The 17,778-nt window shown below is 61.1% G+C and carries 21 protein-coding genes; 10 read left to right on the plus strand and 11 right to left on the minus strand.

Annotation, left to right across the window (positions count from 1 at the left end; genetic code table 11):
• Positions 1–52: 52 nt before the first annotated feature.
• Entirely contained in the window at positions 53–796 is a 744-nt protein-coding gene (locus AC1Q80_RS23620; RefSeq protein ID WP_492362027.1) for a metallophosphoesterase family protein, read from the minus strand.
• Between the two features lie 17 nt (positions 797–813).
• Positions 814–1,026 (minus strand): DUF2842 domain-containing protein, encoded by a 213-nt coding sequence (locus tag AC1Q80_RS23625; protein WP_025426549.1) that lies wholly within the window; start codon positions 1,024–1,026, stop codon positions 814–816.
• Between the two features lie 164 nt (positions 1,027–1,190).
• Between AC1Q80_RS23625 and AC1Q80_RS23630 the strand changes: the two genes are divergently transcribed.
• The gene (locus AC1Q80_RS23630; RefSeq protein WP_173419649.1) at positions 1,191–2,294 is read left to right on the plus strand and encodes a COX15/CtaA family protein; all 1,104 of its coding nucleotides are present in this window, start codon (positions 1,191–1,193) and stop codon (positions 2,292–2,294) included.
• A 71-nt stretch (positions 2,295–2,365) separates the two neighbouring features.
• Here AC1Q80_RS23630 and argC read toward each other — a convergent pair whose 3' ends face one another.
• Positions 2,366–3,298, minus strand: a complete 933-nt coding sequence (argC, locus tag AC1Q80_RS23635; RefSeq protein ID WP_492362028.1) for an N-acetyl-gamma-glutamyl-phosphate reductase — start codon at positions 3,296–3,298, stop codon at positions 2,366–2,368.
• Positions 3,299–3,598: 300 nt separating this feature from the next.
• Here argC and AC1Q80_RS23640 point away from each other — a divergent pair, with 300 nt between their 5' ends.
• Positions 3,599–5,284, plus strand: a complete 1,686-nt coding sequence (locus AC1Q80_RS23640; protein WP_492362029.1) for a sulfatase-like hydrolase/transferase — start codon at positions 3,599–3,601, stop codon at positions 5,282–5,284.
• 11 nt (positions 5,285–5,295) lie between these two features.
• Here the strand turns inward: AC1Q80_RS23640 and speB are convergent, their stop codons facing one another.
• Positions 5,296–6,258 carry an agmatinase gene (gene speB, locus AC1Q80_RS23645; protein WP_492362030.1) on the minus strand — a complete coding sequence of 321 codons (963 nt, stop codon included), beginning with the start codon at positions 6,256–6,258 and terminating at the stop codon, positions 5,296–5,298.
• Positions 6,259–6,440: 182 nt separating this feature from the next.
• Positions 6,441–7,232: a phenylalanine 4-monooxygenase gene (locus AC1Q80_RS23650; protein WP_492362031.1), complete on the minus strand. Its 792-nt coding sequence runs from the start codon at positions 7,230–7,232 to the stop codon at positions 6,441–6,443.
• Positions 7,233–7,343: 111 nt separating this feature from the next.
• On the opposite strand from AC1Q80_RS23650, the gene AC1Q80_RS23655 reads away from it, so the two are divergent.
• Positions 7,344–7,817 carry an Lrp/AsnC family transcriptional regulator gene (locus AC1Q80_RS23655; RefSeq protein WP_209791235.1) on the plus strand — a complete coding sequence of 158 codons (474 nt, stop codon included), beginning with the start codon at positions 7,344–7,346 and terminating at the stop codon, positions 7,815–7,817.
• Between the two features lie 54 nt (positions 7,818–7,871).
• Here AC1Q80_RS23655 and rpsI read toward each other — a convergent pair whose 3' ends face one another.
• From rpsI to AC1Q80_RS23670, 3 genes are all read right to left on the minus strand, one after another.
• Positions 7,872–8,339 (minus strand): 30S ribosomal protein S9, encoded by a 468-nt coding sequence (gene rpsI, locus AC1Q80_RS23660; protein ID WP_112809942.1) that lies wholly within the window; start codon positions 8,337–8,339, stop codon positions 7,872–7,874.
• On the minus strand, positions 8,339–8,803 hold the full coding sequence (gene rplM / locus AC1Q80_RS23665) for a 50S ribosomal protein L13 (RefSeq protein WP_112809941.1): 465 nt from the start codon (positions 8,801–8,803) through the stop codon (positions 8,339–8,341). Before rplM ends, rpsI begins: the two co-directional genes overlap by 1 nt.
• 225 nt (positions 8,804–9,028) lie before the next feature.
• Positions 9,029–9,460 (minus strand): PaaI family thioesterase, encoded by a 432-nt coding sequence (locus AC1Q80_RS23670; RefSeq protein WP_173419655.1) that lies wholly within the window; start codon positions 9,458–9,460, stop codon positions 9,029–9,031.
• 169 nt (positions 9,461–9,629) lie between these two features.
• Here AC1Q80_RS23670 and AC1Q80_RS23675 point away from each other — a divergent pair, with 169 nt between their 5' ends.
• Entirely contained in the window at positions 9,630–10,451 is an 822-nt protein-coding gene (locus tag AC1Q80_RS23675) for an enoyl-CoA hydratase (RefSeq protein ID WP_492362032.1), read from the plus strand.
• Complete coding sequence (locus AC1Q80_RS23680) at positions 10,451–10,684, plus strand: methionyl-tRNA formyltransferase (protein WP_209791237.1); 234 nt, start codon at positions 10,451–10,453, stop codon at positions 10,682–10,684. Before AC1Q80_RS23675 ends, AC1Q80_RS23680 begins: the two co-directional genes overlap by 1 nt.
• Positions 10,685–10,691: 7 nt before the next feature.
• Here the strand turns inward: AC1Q80_RS23680 and AC1Q80_RS23685 are convergent, their stop codons facing one another.
• Positions 10,692–11,528 carry an EamA family transporter gene (locus AC1Q80_RS23685; RefSeq protein WP_209791238.1) on the minus strand — a complete coding sequence of 279 codons (837 nt, stop codon included), beginning with the start codon at positions 11,526–11,528 and terminating at the stop codon, positions 10,692–10,694.
• A 184-nt stretch (positions 11,529–11,712) separates the two neighbouring features.
• Here AC1Q80_RS23685 and AC1Q80_RS23690 point away from each other — a divergent pair, with 184 nt between their 5' ends.
• From AC1Q80_RS23690 to AC1Q80_RS23700, 3 genes are all read left to right on the plus strand, one after another.
• Positions 11,713–12,141, plus strand: coding sequence for a CoA-binding protein (locus AC1Q80_RS23690; protein ID WP_492362033.1), 429 nt, complete (start codon positions 11,713–11,715; stop codon positions 12,139–12,141).
• Positions 12,142–12,357: 216 nt separating this feature from the next.
• Positions 12,358–13,641, plus strand: a complete 1,284-nt coding sequence (locus tag AC1Q80_RS23695) for an O-acetylhomoserine aminocarboxypropyltransferase (RefSeq protein ID WP_173419659.1) — start codon at positions 12,358–12,360, stop codon at positions 13,639–13,641.
• Between the two features lie 57 nt (positions 13,642–13,698).
• Positions 13,699–14,043 carry a cupin domain-containing protein gene (locus AC1Q80_RS23700; protein ID WP_173419660.1) on the plus strand — a complete coding sequence of 115 codons (345 nt, stop codon included), beginning with the start codon at positions 13,699–13,701 and terminating at the stop codon, positions 14,041–14,043.
• 8 nt (positions 14,044–14,051) lie between these two features.
• On the opposite strand, the gene AC1Q80_RS23705 is transcribed toward AC1Q80_RS23700, so the two are convergent.
• Positions 14,052–14,537: a MarR family winged helix-turn-helix transcriptional regulator gene (locus tag AC1Q80_RS23705; RefSeq protein ID WP_492362034.1), complete on the minus strand. Its 486-nt coding sequence runs from the start codon at positions 14,535–14,537 to the stop codon at positions 14,052–14,054.
• Positions 14,538–14,664: 127 nt separating this feature from the next.
• Here AC1Q80_RS23705 and AC1Q80_RS23710 point away from each other — a divergent pair, with 127 nt between their 5' ends.
• Positions 14,665–15,480 carry an SDR family NAD(P)-dependent oxidoreductase gene (locus tag AC1Q80_RS23710; RefSeq protein ID WP_492362035.1) on the plus strand — a complete coding sequence of 272 codons (816 nt, stop codon included), beginning with the start codon at positions 14,665–14,667 and terminating at the stop codon, positions 15,478–15,480.
• Positions 15,481–15,579: 99 nt separating this feature from the next.
• Here AC1Q80_RS23710 and AC1Q80_RS23715 read toward each other — a convergent pair whose 3' ends face one another.
• Positions 15,580–16,827 (minus strand): cytochrome P450, encoded by a 1,248-nt coding sequence (locus AC1Q80_RS23715; RefSeq protein WP_492362036.1) that lies wholly within the window; start codon positions 16,825–16,827, stop codon positions 15,580–15,582.
• A gap of 257 nt (positions 16,828–17,084) precedes the next feature.
• On the opposite strand from AC1Q80_RS23715, the gene AC1Q80_RS23720 reads away from it, so the two are divergent.
• On the plus strand, positions 17,085–17,732 hold the full coding sequence (locus AC1Q80_RS23720; protein WP_492362037.1) for a VOC family protein: 648 nt from the start codon (positions 17,085–17,087) through the stop codon (positions 17,730–17,732).
• The last annotated feature ends 46 nt before the right edge of the window (positions 17,733–17,778 follow it).

The raw sequence follows: 17,778 nt of genomic DNA on the forward strand, positions 1-17,778 counted from the left end.
CCCACGGGCAACAACCGGAGAATGCAGTTAGCAAAGCATGAAGCCAGTGCGGCTAAGCGCCGAGAAAACCCGATGCAAGGGCCTCTGCCCATTCCGGACGGTCGCGCTGTCCCGCCAGCCTCGACATCGCCTGGTGGTCATAAGGGACCGTGCGGAACGTCGTGCTCCAATTGTCGCCGGAACGCTCGATGATGGCGTAGCGCGCATCCGGTGAGCCGACCTCGACCTTGTGGGCGACCGGGTGATCGTCAGTGTAGCCTGGGCAGCCGACACTGCCGGGGTTGACCACGAGCCGTCCGTCCGCAAGGCGGATCGCCCGGGGAATGTGCGTGTGGCCGCAGAGAATGACGGGCTGCGTGATGCCTGTCGCGAAGGCTTCGATGGCGCTGCGTGCCGCATGATGGACGACGCCCTCCGCCGTCAATGCTTCGAGCCAGTAGGTTTCGTCGCTCCCTGGCGTGCCATGGCAAAGAAAGAGCGCATCGCGATAGATGCGGGTGGCCGGCAATGTCGCCAGCCATTCGATATGCCGAGGCTGCAATTCCGCGTGGGCGGCGCGGTCGGACAGCCCCATGTCGGCGGCGTCGAGCGTCAGAAGGTATCGGTCATGATTTCCGGATATCGACGGGATGTCGCGCGCCATCAGGATATCGGCAGTGCGGGCGGCGTTGAGCGGCCCGCTGACGTGATCGCCGAGATTGACGATGTCGGTGATGCCCAACGCGTCAATATCCGCAAGCACCGCCTCAAGCGCGAGGTCGTTGCCATGGATATCGGAAATGATCGCAACCTTCATCGGCGTTCCCTTAAGGCTCAGCGGTCCTTCGCCGGCTTTTCCATCCACTTGATGATCAGCATGGCCGGCAGCACCCAAAGCAGGCCGGTAAAGAAGAAGTACATCAGATGCACCCACCACGGGGCGGCACCGAGCAGCAACGAAGCGAAAGTCACCGCGGCGAGCGCATAGACGATGACGAGGATGATGATCAGGATCGTGCCGATCAGCTTTCTGAGACGTACGGGCATTTCATTTCTTTCAAAGGGTGCGATATCCGGCCGCGACGGCATGCCGCAAAGGGTTCGGCCTTGTTTTGCATGCCGCTCTGGTGCAAATCAACGGCTTTCCGGCAGGCGCGGCGATGAACCGCCCGATCCCCTGCCGCCAACCCCGCGATACCAGAGGGAAAACCATGGCAGGCGTCGAATTGGCGACAGAACAGATGCTCCGAAGCGAGATCGGCAGGGCCGATCGCAACCGCCGGCAGATCCGCGGCTGGCTGGTCGTCGTTCTCTTCACGCTGTTTGCGCTCGTGCTTGTCGGTGGCGCAACCCGTCTGACGGAATCCGGCCTGTCGATCACCGAATGGAAGCCGATCCACGGCGTCATCCCACCGCTGACGGCTGAGGAGTGGGAAGAAGAGTTTCAGCTCTACCAGCGCATTCCGCAATATCAGCAGGTCAACAAGGGCATGACCGTCGGCGAGTTCAAGACGATTTTCTGGTGGGAATGGGCGCATCGGCTGCTGGCCCGCACGATCGGCGTGATTTTTGCTGTTCCGCTCGCCTTCTTCTGGTTCACCGGTCGGGTCGAACGCCGCCTGCGGTGGCCGCTGCTCGGGATTCTGGCGCTTGGCGGCTTCCAGGGGTTCATCGGCTGGTGGATGGTATCCTCTGGCCTGGTGGAGCGAACCGAAGTCAGTCAGTATCGCCTCGCAACCCACCTCGTCATCGCCTGCCTGATCTTTGCCGCCTGCATGTGGATCCAGCGCGGGCTTTGTCCGCATTCAGGCGACGCCGCGCCGACAGATCGCTCGCGTAAGATGGCAGCGATCATCGCCATCATGAGCCTGTTCCAGATTTATCTCGGCGCGCTGGTGGCCGGCCTTGATGCGGGTTTCAGCTACAACACCTGGCCGCTGATGGATGGCGCTTTGATCCCGTCCGATCTGTTCCTGCAGCATCCCTGGTGGATCAACGTCTTCGAGAACCCGAAGACCGTGCAGTTCATCCACCGGATCGGCGCTTACGTGCTCTTCGCACTGGCGCTGATGCACGTGATCGCCTCGGTGAAGGCCGCCCCTCAGTCCACTCATGCGCGCCGGTCGGTGTTGCTGTTCGTGCTCATCGGCATTCAGGCGGTGATCGGCATCACCACGTTGTTGCTACAGGTGCCGGTCGGCTGGGGCGTCCTGCATCAGGGCGGCGCGCTGGTGGTGCTCGGCTTCGCCATTGCCCATTGGCGCGGTTTTATCGGCGAATATCCGAAGCCGACGGCCATCGAGCTGCGCAGCTAAAGCCTGCCGCATCAATAAAAAAAGCCCGGCGAACGTCTCGCCGGGCTTTTTGTTTGTGACGCTGTCGCCGATCAGGCCGACAGCATCAAATCCATGTTCTGGACGGCCGCACCTGAGGCGCCCTTGCCGAGGTTGTCGAGCAGGGCGACCAGGTTCACGTGGGTTCTGCCCGGCGTGCCGAACACGAAGAGCTTCATCGTGTCTGCGCCGGCGAGCTCCGTCGCATCGATACGCCCGAGCTTCTCACTGGCGGCAAGCGGGACGACCTCGACGATCGACTGCCCGGCATAATGCTCGACCAATGCGGAATGAATGCTCTCGATCGTCGCGCCGGAGGCGAGATCGTCGAGATAGAGCGGGACCTGCACGATCATGCCCTGCGGGAATTTGCCGACTGAAGGCGCAAAGACCGGAGCGCGGTCGAGCAGCCCGTGCATCTTCATTTCAGGCACGTGCTTGTGCTTGAGCGTCAGGCCGTAGAGGAAATGCGGCGCGCTGATGTGGTCCGGGTTCGCCTCGTCTTCCATCTGCGCGATCATCTGCTTGCCACCACCCGTATAGCCGGAAACGGCGTTGACCGTCACCGGGTAGCCATCGGGCAGAATGCCGGCCTGGCGCAGCGGCCGGATGACGCCGATGGCGCCTGTCGGGTAGCAGCCGGGATTGGCAACATGGCGGGCGTCGCGGATCTTGGCCGGCTGCGCGCTGTCCATCTCCGCAAAGCCATAGGCCCAGTCCGGTGCGATCCGGTGTGCGGTCGAGGTATCGATGATGCGCACCCGGTTGTTGCCCGAGACCATGGAAACGGCCTCGCGTGAGGCGTCGTCCGGCAGGCAGAGGATGGCGATGTCGGCATTGTTCAGAAGATCTTCACGCATCGCGGCGTTGCGTCGCTCGGCTTCCGGTATCGACAGGAGTTCGAGATCGCTGCGGCCGGCCATGCGGGTGCGGATCTGCAACCCGGTGGTGCCGTGTTCGCCATCGATGAAGATCTTCGGTTTCATGATTTTCCCGTTCTTCCAGAAGGTTACGAGTCATTGCGGAATCAATCTGACACAGATTTGATTCAGTTTCTCAACGCACCGTTCGCGCGTCGAGCGCCCGCCCGGTGGCGCGGTCGTGTTCATATATAAGCAGCGGCCGGAGCCCGCAACCGTGCAGCCGGTGCTCGCGGCGGATTGGTGGCGCGGCGGCGCACTTTGCGCCCTTAACCATGACTTGCGATTTGCAACCTAAAGGTTGCCTTCTGCCCGGCAATTCTGCATCTGAAGAATTGTCATAAAACTGTCATGGGGAAGCGGCGGGTGAAGAGCGTTATGGAGAAGGCTGGGCGCGTGCTCAGGCACCCGCTGCCTATCGCGCTGGCGTTTCTCGCGCTGCTGCAAGCCTTGCACTACTTCGATACGCGGTGGCGGTTCGTGCCCTTCCTCGTCACGGTGACGCTGGCGATCGCCGCATTGCTATTCCTGTTGTCGCGTCGGCCGGCTTTTTCGCTTTGGGCTGCGGGCCTGACGGTCTTGCTGATTGCGGCGATGTCGGAGGTCAAGTTCCGCCTCAAGGGCTTTTCCCTTCACGTCTTCGATTTCGCCTTCACCGGTCTCGATCGATCCGCGCTCTCCTTTCTCGTCGGTTCCTATTTCCATCTTCTGATCGTTGGCGTCGCGGCGCTGATCGCAGCGCTCGTGTTCCTGATCATGGCATTTCGCAGCGATCGTCCGTCGGGACGCTCTTTTGGCGTTCGCGCCGGCCTGCTTTTCGCCATGGCAGCCGGCGTCTTCGTTCTCTATCCCGACAAGAAGGACGAGCCGGACTACGTCCATTACATCTCCGGCTACGACGCCTCGTCCTTTTTTGTCTCGATCGGCGATCTCGAATTTCCGCTCGGGCGTATCGTACTTGCCGATCGGCTTGAAAATGTCGAGGCGAAGGGCAGCCTTCGCGACGACATCAGCTGCGACGTGGCCGCGAGCAAACCCGACCTTTTTGTCGTGCTCAGCGAGAGCCAGACGAGCCCCAGCTACTTCCCGCAGGTGAACGTTCCGGAATGGATGAGCGCGTCGTTCCAGTCGCAGGACGGCCAGGTGCATCCCCTGCAGGTCGAGACGTTCGGCGGCGGCACATGGGTCACGAACTTTTCCGTCATGACAGGATTATCCGGTGCGGACTTTGGTTGGCAAAGCCCCTATGTCACGCAAATCCTCGAGGGTAGGGTGAAGACGAGCCTGCCAAGTCTGTTGGCGCGATGCGGTTATCGCACCGTCGCGGTGATGCCGATGCAGGCGAGTTTCGTCAACGAGGGGCCATTCCTGACGTCGATCGGTTTTCAGGAGATCGTCGACTTCGACGCGATGAAGCCGAAATCGCATTTCGTGCGCGACAGCTTCTATTTCGATGCTGTCGAACGGATCGTTCGACAGCATCGCGAGAAGGATCGGCGTCCGTTGTTCATTGCCATGCAGACGCTCTTTCCGCACGGTCCCTATGATATGAGCCTTGTGCCGACGGACGCGTTACCGGGCAAGGCTCTCGCCCCTGACGCCGAACCCAACGAGTACCTGCGCCGTGTGGCGCTCGCAAAGCAAGATCTTCAGGATTTTCGCAGCAAGCGCCAGGAGGCGCCAGGCCCCAATGGCACTGTCGTTCTCGATTTCGGCGATCACCAAGCAGTTGCCACCAAGGACTATCTGCTGGCTGATGCGCCCGCAGGCAATGTCTTTGCCGACCTCAGATCGCTCGCCTACAAGACCTACTATTCGGTCTACGCCTACGGGCGCGAGATCGATATGCGGCCTTTTGCCAAGCCGCTGGATGTCGGCTTCCTCTCGGCAAGCCTGATCGAGGCCGCCGGCCTGCCGACATCGCCGACATTTAAGGCGCTGGCGCGCCTGCGTGACGCCTGCGGCGGATACTACCACACCTGCCCGGACCGCTCGCTCGTCGACCAGCATCTTCGCCAACGCCAGAATGCGGGACTGCTCAATCTCGATTGATGGCCGTGCGATCAGCGCAGCGTCGAGCGCTCCGCCAGCTTTTCGGCATGCAGGCCAAGCATGTACATGGCGACGGTGGCACCGGCGATGGCGGTGATATCGGCGTGGTCATAGGCGGGTGCGACTTCTACCACATCGCTGCCGACGACCGTCAGTGCACCCAGCCTGCGCAGAACCGAAAGCATCTTTGAGCTGGACGGTCCGCCGGCAACGGGCGTGCCGGTGCCGGGCGCATAGGCCGGGTCGAGGCAATCGATGTCAAACGTCAGATAGGCCTTGCGTTCCCCGACCTGCTGGATGATGGCGTCTGCAATGTCTGCGACGCTCATTTCCTCGATGTCGTAGCCATAGAGAATGCGGATACCGCAATCCTCCGGCGCATGGGTGCGAATACCGATCTGGATCGAAGCGTCGGTGTCGATGAGGCCAGCGCGCGCTGCACGGCCGACAAAGGAGCCATGATCGATGCGGCCGCGTTCGTCCGGCCAGGTGTCCTGATGCGCGTCGAACTGGACGAGGGCGAGGGGGCCGTGGATCGCAGCGTGCGCCTTGAGGATCGGATAGGTGACGAAATGGTCGCCGCCCAGTGTCTGGAGATAGGCGCCGCTCATCAGGATCTTTGCCGTTTCACGCTCGATCGTTGCCGGTGTTTTCGAGTGGTTGCCGTAATCGAGCAGGCAGTCGCCGTAGTCGATGGTCGCCATCTCGGCGAAGAGATCGCGCTCGAACGGGTACTGCGGATCGTTGTCGAAGATCGCCGATGCGCGGCGGATCGCCTGCGGCCCGAAGCGGGCACCGGGACGGTTTGAGGTGGCGGCGTCAAAGGGGATACCCCAGACGACGGCTTCGACGTCTTTCAGCTGCTTTGAATATTTTCGTCGCATGAAGGAGAGAATGCCGGCATGCGTCGGGTCCGATGCCGCCGAAGTCAGTGAGCGCGCAGTCAGCGCGTGATCGATCGTCCTGTTCGCCATATCCCGTCTCCCGTGTATGGCGAGACGTTGGACAATCGTCGCCGGCAAGGCAAGTCCCTGCCGGCGAATTCTCCTGCGCACTCCTTTAGATCGATTCCGATCAAAGGATAAATTATGCAGTATATTCATGTCGTTACAGCGCCATCTGTGCGTCATGTTTGACGCGTGGCGCTGTAATGCTGTCAGGACGCCTTGGCTTCGTAGGTCGGCGCGAAGTCGCCAAGCGCCTTGGCCTCGTTGATCCGCGCGCCAATGTCCTCCTCGATGATCGCCTCAAGCTGTGCGAAGCTGTCGATGACATAATAGATCGGCTGGACGATATCGATGCGGTAGGGCGTGCGCAGCACGGTCATCAGGTCGAAGGACCGGAATTCGCTGGCCGAAGGTTCCATCGCCGTGCGGGTCTCGTTCGGCGACGACACGATGCCGGCACCGAAGCAGCGCCGTCCTTGCGGCGTGTTGATCAGGCCGAACTCCACGGTGAACCAGAAGATCCGGAACATGTGCCAGGAATAGCCCTTGCCGAGGGCTACGGCCTTTTCGCCGAAGCGGCGGACGAAATGGGCGTAGCTCTGGTTGGTCAGGAGCGGGCAGTGGCCGAACACTTCGTGGAAGATATCGGGCTCTTCGATGTAGTCGATATGTTCGCGCCGGCGGATGAAGGTCGCGAGCGGAAACTTGCCCTCTGACAGAAGCTCGTAGAACCGCGAGGGCGGAATCAGCGCCGGTACGCCTTCGACGCCGAAGCCGGTGGTTTCCTGCAGGCGGCGGTTGACGTCCTGCAACTGCGGAACACGTTCCGGGCCAAGACCGAGTTTACATGCACCCTCCAGATATTCGTCGCAGGCCTTGTCGGCGAGCAGCTTCATCTGCCGCTGGTAAAGCTCGCCCCAAATCGCGTCCTCTTCGGGCGTGTAATGATAGCTGCCGTCCGGCTCGGGTAGTTTCGCGGTGTAGCTGCTTTCTTTCGGCATGACGTCTCCTCTTCGCCAAAACACCAAGTTGTTGCAATTGTATCGCGAATGGAGCGAGTATTTGTTTCACAGTTGCCGGTGGAGGACGCTGTTGCGGGAGGAAATTTCGGAATGTCATCGGATTTGAAGGAAACTTCCCAACCGTTGCGGAAGCTGCTGCGGCTGATTCAGGCCGATAGCGGCCAGTCCCTGTCGGAACTCGCGGAACGGGCGGGCATGTCGCAAAGCTCGACCTGGCGGCGGCTTCAGGAGCTTGAGGCCGACGGGGTGATCCGCAAGCGGGTGGCGCTGCTGGATCCGTCAAAACTCGATCTGAAACTGTGCATCATTGCCCACGTGACGCTGGAGGATCATCACGACGAGGCGATTGCCGCCTTCTCGGCGGTCGTGCGCGACCGGCCGGAGATCATGGAGTGCTACGCGCTGTCGGGCACCTTCGACTACATGCTGAAGATCCGGGCAAACGACGTCGACAGCTACGACGCCTTCATGACGCGCTACCTGATGCGCAATCCGCATGTGCGCACGGTGGTGTCGAGCTTCGTGCTGCGCGAACTGAAATCGACGACGGAATTGCCGATCTGAAACGAAAAAAGGCCGGGCGAACCCGGCCTTCCAAGATGCAGTGTCTTCCAGCGATTAACGCTTGGAGAACTGGAACGAACGACGGGCCTTGGCCTTGCCGTACTTCTTACGTTCAACGACACGGCTGTCGCGGGTCAGGAAGCCGCCCTTCTTCAGGACCGAGCGCAGGCCCGGTTCGAAGTAGGTGAGCGCCTTGGAGATGCCGTGACGAACGGCACCGGCCTGGCCGGAGAGACCGCCGCCGGCGACCGTCGCGTCGATGTCGAACTGGCCGTCACGGGCAGCTGCGACGATCGGCTGCTGCAGGATCATCTGCAGAACCGGACGAGCGAAGTAGTCGAGGTACGGCTTGCCGTTGATGGTGATCTTGCCCGAGCCGGGCTTGACCCATACGCGGGCAACAGCGTTCTTACGCTTGCCGGTCGCATAGGAGCGGCCCTGAGCGTCGACCTTCTTGACGTGAACCGGAGCTGCCGGTTCCGCAGTCGTGGCGATTTCCTTGAGAGCGGAAAGGTCGGCCATTAGGCGCTCCTTGTGTTCTTGCTGTTCAGCTTGGCGACGTCGAGGACGGCCGGCTGCTGTGCTTCATGCGGGTGGTTCGAGCCTGCGTATACGCGCAGGTTCTTCATCTGGCGACGGCCGAGCGGGCCGCGCGGAACCATGCGCTCGACGGCCTTCTCGAGGACGCGCTCCGGGAAGCGGCCTTCGATGATCTGGCGCGCAGTGCGCTCCTTGATGCCGCCGGGGTAGCCGGTGTGCCAGTAGTACTTCTTGTCGGTGTACTTCTTGCCCGTGAGCACGGCCTTCTCGGCGTTGATCACGATGACGTTGTCGCCATCGTCAACATGCGGCGTGAAGGTGGCTTTGTGCTTGCCGCGCAGGCGGTTCGCGATGATGGAAGCGAGGCGACCGACAACGAGGCCTTCGGCGTCGATGATGATCCACTTCTTCTCCACCTCTGCAGGCTTCTGAACGAAGGTTCCCATAACAAAACTCTTTCTCTGGACCCGAGCGGCGAACCGCTGGGCGTTTCTTGTTGCTTGGTTTTGGCTGAATTTCAGCCAAAAGAAGAAAGCGGCCCGAAGGGGACCGCGATCTGAGGGAGCTTATACGCAAGCGCGAAATGGGCGTCAACAACAGCGATTTCGTCGCTGTGAAATAAAGTGAAGTAAAAACAATGTGTTATACTTGTGGTATTTTGATACCTCAAATTACCGCGGCGGAATCGAATAGGTCGCCGTCGCATGGGCCACGAGATCGTCGCTGCCGACCATGGCTATCGACGCATCGAGAACGGCCAATCTCTTGCCGAGCTTGAGGATGCGGCAGGTGCATTCGAGTGGCCGCGGATCGGGCTTGCGCAGAAAATTGATGTTGAGACTGGTGGTGACGGCCAGCGCCACCGGCCCGATATGGGCGATCAGGGCGATATAGGCGGAAACGTCCGCCAGCGCGAAAAGCGTCGGGCCCGACACGGTGCCGCCCGGCCGGATATGACGTTCGTTCGGATCGAGCCGCATCGTCGCAAATCCGGGGCCGGTGTCAGTGACATGGAAGACCTTTCCGTCCGTATGGACCTGCGGGAAGTCCGTATCGAGAAACCGGTTCAGCTCCTCGACTGTCATGATGGGCTGGATCGTCATCGGCAGGTTTCCTTTGTGCAAGCTTTCGCGCCAAGTGAAGCCGGTATGCTCTTTTGCGCAAGGCGGAAAAAGGTCTTAGGCGCGGTGGTGATCGCTGACTTGAAAGCACGCAGGCGGCGGCGTACCACGTACCGATCGATTGAATGAGACAGGACAGCAGGAGAAGAGCATGGCGGACGTTGTTTCATTTCGGAAGGAAGAGCCAAGCGGATTGCTGCAGCGTGAAGTCTCGGGGCCGGTGCTCCGGCTGACGCTCAACAGTCCGCCCGCCAACGTGCTTTCGATCGAGCTTATGGAAGCCCTGCACACGGCGCTCGACGCCGTTGCCCATTCCAAGGACATCCGCGTCGTCGTGCTCTCGGCGTCCGGCAAGCTGTTTTCTGCGGGCCATGACCTCAAGGAAATGACCGCGCACAGGGCCGATGCCGACGGGGGCAGGGCATTCTTCGAAACGACGATCCGCCTGGCAGCAGACCTGATGATGAAGATCACACGGTTGCCCCAGGCAGTCCTCGCCGAGATCGACGGTCTCGCGACGGCGGCGGGCTGCCAACTGGTTGCCAGCTGCGATCTGGCGATCTGCACCGACAGCTCCACCTTCTGCACGCCGGGCGTCAATATCGGCCTGTTCTGCTCGACGCCGATGGTGGCGCTGTCGCGTGCATCCCACCGCAAGCAGGCGATGGAGATGCTTTTGACCGGCGAGACGATCGACGCATCGACCGCCAAGGATTTCGGCCTCGTCAATCGCATCGTGCCGCAACAGTATCTTCGCCAGGTCGTCGACAAGTACGCGGCCGTCATCGCCTCGAAATCGCCGCAGGCATTGAAGATCGGCAAGGAAGCCTTCTATCGCCAGGCCGAAATGAGCCTTCCCGAGGCCTATGATTACGCCGTCGGCGTTATGGTCGAAAACATGCTGGCGGGCGACGCCGAAAACGGCATCGGTGCTTTCCTCGGTAAACGCATGCCGGAGTGGAAGGTAGATTAATGGCCCGAATAACAAAATTTGAGCGTGGTGAAATCAGCCGGTTTCAACTCCATGACGAAGTGGATGCGAAGCTGTTCGTCCAAGATTTCGATGGACGCCGCCTAATGCAGATTTCCACTTACGGCAGGGATAGTCGTCAGGATGTTGGCAAGCTCAGTCAGACGTTCCAAGTGGACGAACGAGCAGCACGGGAACTTTTCGAGATCCTGAAAAGCGAGTTTGGTTTCAAGTAAATCTTGCCTATGCCAGTTTCAGGAGAAGCGCGCCGAGCGCGATGACGCAGGCCGCCGCAATGCGCCAGATGCTGACGCGTTCTTTCAGAAACACCACCGAGATGACGACGGCGAACAGGATCGAGGTTTCGCGCAGGGCGGCGACGGAAGCGACCGGCGCCTTCGTCATCGCCCACAGTGCCAGACCGTAGGCACCAATGGAGCCGGCGCCGCCGATGAGGCCGCGCCACCAGTTCTTGTAGACGTGGCGGGCGACCGGTTTGATGCCGCGTCGGGCAAAGGCCCAGGTAAACAGAAGGACCGGCGGAAGCAGCGCCATCCACAGCGTGTACGAGATGGCATTGCCCGAAACGCGGGCGCCGATACCGTCGACAAAGGTATAGCAGGCGATCACGCAGGCATTGAGCAATGCCAATATTATCGCGTGTTTGCCGCCCTTTCGCGATTCGAACGCGAGCGTGAGAACGCCGACGCTGATCGTCAGCACGCCTGCCATGGCGCCGGTCGTCAGCTGCTCACCGATGATGAGACTGCTGGTGGAGGCGACGATCAACGGAGCGACGCCGCGCATCAATGGATAGACGAGGCCGATATCGCCGGCACGGTAGGAAGCTGCAACCAGCTGGAAATAGGCAAACTGGAAGAGCGCCGACACCAGGATGTACGGCCATGCTTCTGGCTGCGGCAGAGGCAGGAACGGCAGGAAGGGGATCGCGACGGCGGCCGCGCCGAGCGCGATCATGGCCGCATCGAGCGATTTTTCCGAGCCCGCCTTGACCAGGGCATTCCAGGTCGCGTGCAACAGCGCCCCGAAAAGGACGAGTGCAATGACATCAAGGGGCAAGATGAAACCTCGGACGATGGTGTAGGCCGTTGCCAGCCTTGTCGCGCCACTGTACGGGAAAAGCAACCGGAAACTGGCAGGAGTGCGGCGTGGGCAGCGTCGCCGCTGCCATCGGGCGTTCGATTGACAGGCGCCACCACCGTGCAAACGATGCACGCGTTAACAGATGAGTTCGGATCAGACCATGAACCACGACGCCTACCCGGATTATTACCTTGCCGATATCCTGCGCTCGGCCAAGACGATCGCCCTCGTCGGCGCGTCGCCGAACGCCGAGCGGCCGAGCCACCGCGTCATGGCGTTCCTTCTGCGCAAGGGCTATCGCGTCATCCCGATCAATCCCGGCCATGTCGGCAAGACAATTCTTGATCAGCCTGTGATTGGAAGGCTCGCCGACATCAAGCAGCCGATCGACATGGTCGATGTCTTCCGCGCCGCCGATGCCCTGCCGGCGCTCGTCGACGAAATCCTGGCTCTCGAGATCTTGCCGAAGGCGATCTGGGGGCAGCTGTCGGTGAGGCATGACGCTGCCGCGGCCAAGGCGGAGGCCGCCGGCATCAAGGTCGTGATGGATCGCTGTCCGGCAATGGAATACCCGCGCCTGATCGGTTGACGCGGTATCGGCTGCAGCGATGTTTCGCTCAACCGTCAGTTTTGAAAAAATCTTTCTTTGACCATGCGTGGCAGCTCTGGGATAGTGCCGCCGCTCCAGAGCACCGAGCCGAAAGTCCGAGCGGATCTTCGACGCGCACTGTGCCTGGAATCAAAGCGATAGGGTACCTTTGGCACCTCCACGGGAGGTGCGGCGCCCTGGTCATGGGAGGGATGAATGACGAAAGACAATCCTGGTTTCAGCACGCTCGCAATCCACGCCGGAGCGCAACCAGATCCGACGACGGGCGCCCGGGCGACGCCGATCTACCAGACGACCAGTTTCGTCTTCAACGACACCGACCATGCGGCGGCACTCTTTGGCCTGCAACAGTTCGGTAATATCTATACCCGCATCATGAACCCGACGCAGGCGGTTCTGGAAGAGCGCCTCGCAGCGCTTGAAGGCGGCACCGCGGCACTGGCTGTCGCCTCCGGTCATGCGGCCCAGCTTCTCGTCTTCCACACGATCATGAGCCCCGGCGACAATTTCGTCGCCGCAAACCGACTTTACGGTGGCTCGGTCAACCAGTTCGGCCACGCCTTCAAATCCTTCGATTGGCAGGTGCGCTGGGCGGATCCGAGCGACCCCTCGAGCTTTGAAGCCAAGATCGACGCGCGCACCAAGGCGATCTTCATCGAGAGCCTCGCCAATCCGGGCGGCACCTTCGTCGACATCGCCGCGATCGCCGAGGTCGCCCACAAGCATGGCCTGCCGCTGATCGTCGACAACACCATGGCGACACCTTACCTCCTGCGCCCGCTGGAGCACGGTGCCGATATCGTCGTGCATTCGCTGACGAAGTTCATCGGCGGCCACGGCAATTCGATGGGCGGCGTCATTGTCGACGGCGGCACATTCGATTGGTCGAAGTCCGGCAAGTACCCGATGCTGTCGGAGCCGCGGCCGGAATATGCCGGCGTCGTGCTGCACCAGGTGTTCGGCAATTTCGCCTTTGCGATTGCCGCGCGTGTTCTCGGTCTTCGCGATTTCGGCCCGGCGATCTCGCCGTTCAACGCCTTCATGATCCTGACCGGCGTCGAGACGCTGCCGCTGCGCATGCAGCGCCATTGCGATAACGCACTGGCTGTTGCCAAGTGGCTGAAGGGCCACGACAAGGTGTCCTGGGTCAACTATGCCGGGCTTGAAGACGATCCGAACAACGCGCTGCAGAAGCGTTACGCCCCGAAGGGTGCCGGCGCCGTCTTTACCTTCGGCCTCAAGGACGGTTACGAGGCAGGGAAGCGCTTCGTCGAGGGGCTCGAGATGTTCTCGCACCTCGCCAATATCGGCGACACCCGATCGCTGGTCATCCATCCGGCCTCGACCACCCACCGCCAGCTGACACCTGAACAGCAGGTTGCGGCAGGAGCAGGCCCCGACGTCGTGCGTCTGTCCGTTGGTATCGAGGATGTTTCCGACATCATCGCCGATCTCGAGCAGTCGCTCGGAAAGATCTGAGACTGACATCAAAATGAGGGGACGGGTTGCTCCGTCTCCTCATGGAGCTGGTGCCTGATGGTGAAGATGAAAAAATTCGACCTGGCGACGGTCGAGCCCGAAGTCGGAGAGCCCGCCGCGGACCGCCTGATCGCCGGCACGCCCAGGTTTCGGACCTGGAACGTCGAAGAGGCCGATGGTGGCCTTTATGCTGGCGTCTGGGAATCGACGCCCGGCAAATGGCGGATTGTCTACGACGAGTGGGAATACTTCCATATCCTGTCCGGCTACTCGGTCGTAACCGAGGACGGCGGTGAGGCCGTGCATCTGCGCGCCGGCGACAGCATGATCCTCAGGCCCGGTTTCAAGGGGACGTGGGAGGTCGTAGAAACCACCCGCAAGGATTACGTCATTCGCCTCTGATCAAGCCGCTATCCCTTTGCACCCGACTCGGTGCCATCAGATGCACGGGTGAAGGCTTCGGCAAACGACGCTTCCGAGATTCCGTTCAGCGCGCGCCGCAGCGCTTCGGCTTCCGGTTTGCCGAGGGCATTTTCGAAGCGCGCCTGCGCCTTGCGCCAGAGAACCGTCATCTCCTGCTGCTTCTTCAGGCCGAACGGCGTCAGCTGAACGCGCTTCACCCGCCTGTCCGACGCGTCGGGCACAAGCTCCACGTAACCATCGCGGATCAGCGGTTTCAGCGTGTGACCAAGCGCCGATAGATCCATCACCAGGAGATCCGCGAGCGTGCGCAGCGAGGCATTTTTGCTGTGGGCGATCTGGCTGAGCAGCGAATATTGCGTACCGCGCAATCCGCTTGGTGCGAGCACATCCTCATAGAGCTGACCCAATTGGCGTGAGGCGCGTTTCAATGCGCTGTTGGTGCAGAAGTCCCAGACCTTCGGCGTGTCATCCATCGTTTTCTCCGTCGCGGCCGTGGCGCCCGTTTTCGACTTTGGTAGCGCCACTCTTGCGCAGCGTCCAGTTTGCTGTATATTTAGTGGCATATACCACTAAATTGAAATCGGAACAAGGAAACCGACAATGAGTGCAGTGGAGAAAAAGGGTAAGGCGCTGGTGACGGGCGCGTCTTCGGGCATCGGCGCGACCTATGCGGACCGGCTGGCACAGCGCGGCCACGACCTGGTTCTGGTGGCGCGCGACGAAAAGCGTCTTTCCGATCTCGCCGCAAAACTGTCGGCGCAATACGGCGTGACGGTCGATGTGCTGAAGGCGGACCTGACGCTACGGGATGACGTAAGGGTGGTCGAGAAGCGGCTGCGCGACGACGCGGCAATCCAACTCCTCGTCAACAATGCCGGGATCGGGCCGAAGGGGCCGTTGCTCGCCGACGACCTGGACTATCTCGAAGCCATGATCGAGTTGAACGTCGTTGCCGTGAACCGGTTGGCGGTTGCCGCCGCCCAGACGTTCGCGGAACGCGGCAAGGGAGCGATCATCAATATTGCCTCCGTCGTGGCGCTGGTGCCCGAGCGGTTCAACGGCACATACAATGCGAGCAAGGCCTTCGTGCTGAACCTGACGCAGTCGATCAACGCGGAAGCTTCCGGCAAGGGCGTCAAGGTTCAGGCGGTGCTACCCGGTCTGACCCGCACCGAGATCTTCGATCGCGCCGGCGGCTCGATCGACCGGCTCGATCCGTCGATGGTGATGGACGTCACCGATCTCGTCGATGCGGCGCTTGCCGGTTTCGATCGGGGAGAGCTGATCACAATTCCATCGCTGCCCGACGCTGACGACTGGGACGCCTTCACCAAGGCGCGCCTGGTCCTGGCGCCCAATCTTTCGCATGACAGGCCAGCGACCCGCTACGGTGTCGAACGAGCACAGGCGGTCTGACGCTCAAGCGGGGTCGCTCCCCAAACTGGTCTGGTTTCAAACGGCTTCGGCGGTGTTGTCGAAGCCGTTTGTTTTTCAGGAGCGAGGCAGGGCGAACTGTCACCAGACGAGGTCCAGCCGCTCAAGTCCATGGAAATGGAAACTGTCCCGGACCTCGGGGTCATGCTTCAGCCTCATCCCGGGCAACCGCTGAAACAGGATCGGCAGCGACAGGTTCAGTTCGAGGCGGGCGAGCGGCGCCCCAATGCAAAAATGCAGGCCCGCACCGAACGAGACGTTGGCGCCCTCATTGCGCATGGGGTTGAAGTGGAGTGGATCCCTGAATTTTCGGGGATCGACATTGGCAGCGCCAAGCAACAAACCGATCTTGTCTCCTTTGCGCAGCGAAATCCTGTCGTCGAGATTGAGATCCGATAGCGCGTAGCGCTGGAAGATATGCAGCGGTGCCGCAAATCTCAGGCATTCCTCGACCGCAAGCGCGGTCGTCGCCTCGGTTGCGAACAGATCTTTGGGCGCGTGGCCCGACTGCAGGATCGTTCTGACCGCGTTGCCGATCTGATGCACGGTCGCCTCGTGGCCGGCGTTGAGAAGCAGCGCCGCCGTGGAGATCAGTTCCGCCTCAGACAGTCGCTCGCCGTCCTTCTCCGACGTGATCATATGCGTCAGGAGGTCGTCTGCCGGCGCGCGGCGCTTCTCGGCGATGATGGTCCTGAGGTAGTCGGCGAAGTCGGCGGATGCATGGTTGGCGTCGAGCTCGGTTTCGTGGCTCGGGTTGAAGACGTACATACGCACCATGCGATGCGACCAGTCGAGAAGATTTGGTGTGGCCTCGACTGGGATGCCGAGCATGCGGGCGATGATGGTGACCGGGATTGTTTCCGCGTAGGTCTTCAGCAGCTCGACTTCGCCGTCACGCTCGAAGCCATCGATTGTCGAGTGCGACAGCCGTTCGATATCCGGCCGTAATTGCTCGATCTGCCTGGAGACGAAGGCGCGGTTGACGAGCGTGCGCAGTCGGGTGTGGGCTGGCGGTTCCAGTTCCAGCAGCGAATGCTCCTCGAGTGCGTCGAAATCCCTCAAATGTGCTTTGGGTGACGGTATGCCCAATTCTTCGCGTGTGGCCACGTGCAGGATCTGCCGTCCAAAACGCCGGTCGCGCAGCAACGCGTTCACCTGGTCGTAGCCCGCGAAATACCATTGCTCACGCTCGCTCCAGTAAAATGCCGGGCAGTGGGCGTGAATCTCGGCATAGGCCGACGATGGCGAACGATAGAAATCCGGATTGTGTACGTCGATCGAAACGCGCCGCTCGGCGCGGTCGATGCTGATGGCGGGCTTAGGTGGCATGGCGCTGGCTCTTTGCAAGGCGGGGACGGCGACCATTTGTAAGGGTGGCGTGGTTCCGCCTGCAAGAGCACAAGTTGTATCGGATTGGCGACCAACGACGCTTCCAGGCGGTCGTCGCAGTCTGCCTTCGACTTGTGGTGTCGCTGCGTTGACAAAATGGCTGACTGCGGGTCAATCTTATGTCGCTGAGTAGGGCGCATCGGTGCAAGGTCGAAAGGGCAACGCCCACCTACGGTAGATAGACCCTCGTTGCGCCCATGCCGAACCTCGAAAACCTCAAGAAGCAGGCCAAACAGTATCTGAGATGGCATCGCGACGGATATTTTCCGGTTGCGGCCGAGATCAGGGCTGCTTTGCCGCGCTTTCGCGATCTGGATGACCGGGAGATATTGAAGGCGGACTTCAAGCTCGCCGACGCCCAGGAACTTGTCGCGCGCCAGATGGGTTTTGACGGCTGGCAGGCGCTCAAATCAGGAGCCCTGACAATGACCACGCAAGCGAAACAACAAGCACTGCGCCCTGTTCTGCGATCGACCTCGGCACAATTGTTTGTCGCCGACATCAAGGCGTCTTGCGACTTTTTCACGGACAAGCTCGGCTTTGCCGTCGACTTCGTCTATGGCGACCCGCCCTTTTATGGTCAGGTGAAGCGCGACAATGCGTTGCTCGCCTTGCGACTGGTCTGCGAGCCCGTCTTCGTCGGCGACGTCAGGGAGCGCGAGCATCTGCTTTCCGCGTCGCTGACCGTTGCCACGTCGCACGAAATCAAGCGCCTGTTCCTCGACTATCAAGCGGCCGGGGTGCGCTTTCATCACGTCTTGCGGACGGAGCCGTGGGGCGCGCGAAACTTCATCGTCCTTGATCCCGACGGTAACCTGATCCTGTTTTCTGGCCCTGTGGATTGACGGATCGCATTTGCGCGACGGCGTGCGGCAATCGCTCGCCTTCGCT

This window comes from Ensifer sp. GW823-FHT05D09 (genome assembly GCF_058795755.1).

Bases quoted from the DNA above. Each gene is read 5' to 3' on its own strand.
- speB (WP_492362030.1), bottom strand. From the start codon at position 6,258: ATGGCGAACAGGACGATCGATCACGCGCTGACTGCGCGCTCACTGACT.
- AC1Q80_RS23695 (WP_173419659.1), top strand. From the start codon at position 12,358: ATGACGAAAGACAATCCTGGTTTCAGCACGCTCGCAATCCACGCCGGA.
- AC1Q80_RS23630 (WP_173419649.1), top strand. From the start codon at position 1,191: ATGGCAGGCGTCGAATTGGCGACAGAACAGATGCTCCGAAGCGAGATC.
- AC1Q80_RS23680 (WP_209791237.1), top strand. From the start codon at position 10,451: ATGGCCCGAATAACAAAATTTGAGCGTGGTGAAATCAGCCGGTTTCAA.
- AC1Q80_RS23670 (WP_173419655.1), bottom strand. From the start codon at position 9,460: ATGACGATCCAGCCCATCATGACAGTCGAGGAGCTGAACCGGTTTCTC.
- argC (WP_492362028.1), bottom strand. From the start codon at position 3,298: ATGAAACCGAAGATCTTCATCGATGGCGAACACGGCACCACCGGGTTG.
- AC1Q80_RS23625 (WP_025426549.1), bottom strand. From the start codon at position 1,026: ATGCCCGTACGTCTCAGAAAGCTGATCGGCACGATCCTGATCATCATC.
- rpsI (WP_112809942.1), bottom strand. From the start codon at position 8,339: ATGGCCGACCTTTCCGCTCTCAAGGAAATCGCCACGACTGCGGAACCG.
- AC1Q80_RS23715 (WP_492362036.1), bottom strand. From the start codon at position 16,827: ATGCCACCTAAGCCCGCCATCAGCATCGACCGCGCCGAGCGGCGCGTT.
- AC1Q80_RS23720 (WP_492362037.1), top strand. From the start codon at position 17,085: ATGCCGAACCTCGAAAACCTCAAGAAGCAGGCCAAACAGTATCTGAGA.
- AC1Q80_RS23650 (WP_492362031.1), bottom strand. From the start codon at position 7,232: ATGCCGAAAGAAAGCAGCTACACCGCGAAACTACCCGAGCCGGACGGC.
- rplM (WP_112809941.1), bottom strand. From the start codon at position 8,803: ATGGGAACCTTCGTTCAGAAGCCTGCAGAGGTGGAGAAGAAGTGGATC.
- AC1Q80_RS23710 (WP_492362035.1), top strand. From the start codon at position 14,665: ATGAGTGCAGTGGAGAAAAAGGGTAAGGCGCTGGTGACGGGCGCGTCT.
- AC1Q80_RS23690 (WP_492362033.1), top strand. From the start codon at position 11,713: ATGAACCACGACGCCTACCCGGATTATTACCTTGCCGATATCCTGCGC.
- AC1Q80_RS23620 (WP_492362027.1), bottom strand. From the start codon at position 796: ATGAAGGTTGCGATCATTTCCGATATCCATGGCAACGACCTCGCGCTT.
- AC1Q80_RS23675 (WP_492362032.1), top strand. From the start codon at position 9,630: ATGGCGGACGTTGTTTCATTTCGGAAGGAAGAGCCAAGCGGATTGCTG.
- AC1Q80_RS23705 (WP_492362034.1), bottom strand. From the start codon at position 14,537: ATGGATGACACGCCGAAGGTCTGGGACTTCTGCACCAACAGCGCATTG.
- AC1Q80_RS23655 (WP_209791235.1), top strand. From the start codon at position 7,344: ATGTCATCGGATTTGAAGGAAACTTCCCAACCGTTGCGGAAGCTGCTG.
- AC1Q80_RS23700 (WP_173419660.1), top strand. From the start codon at position 13,699: ATGGTGAAGATGAAAAAATTCGACCTGGCGACGGTCGAGCCCGAAGTC.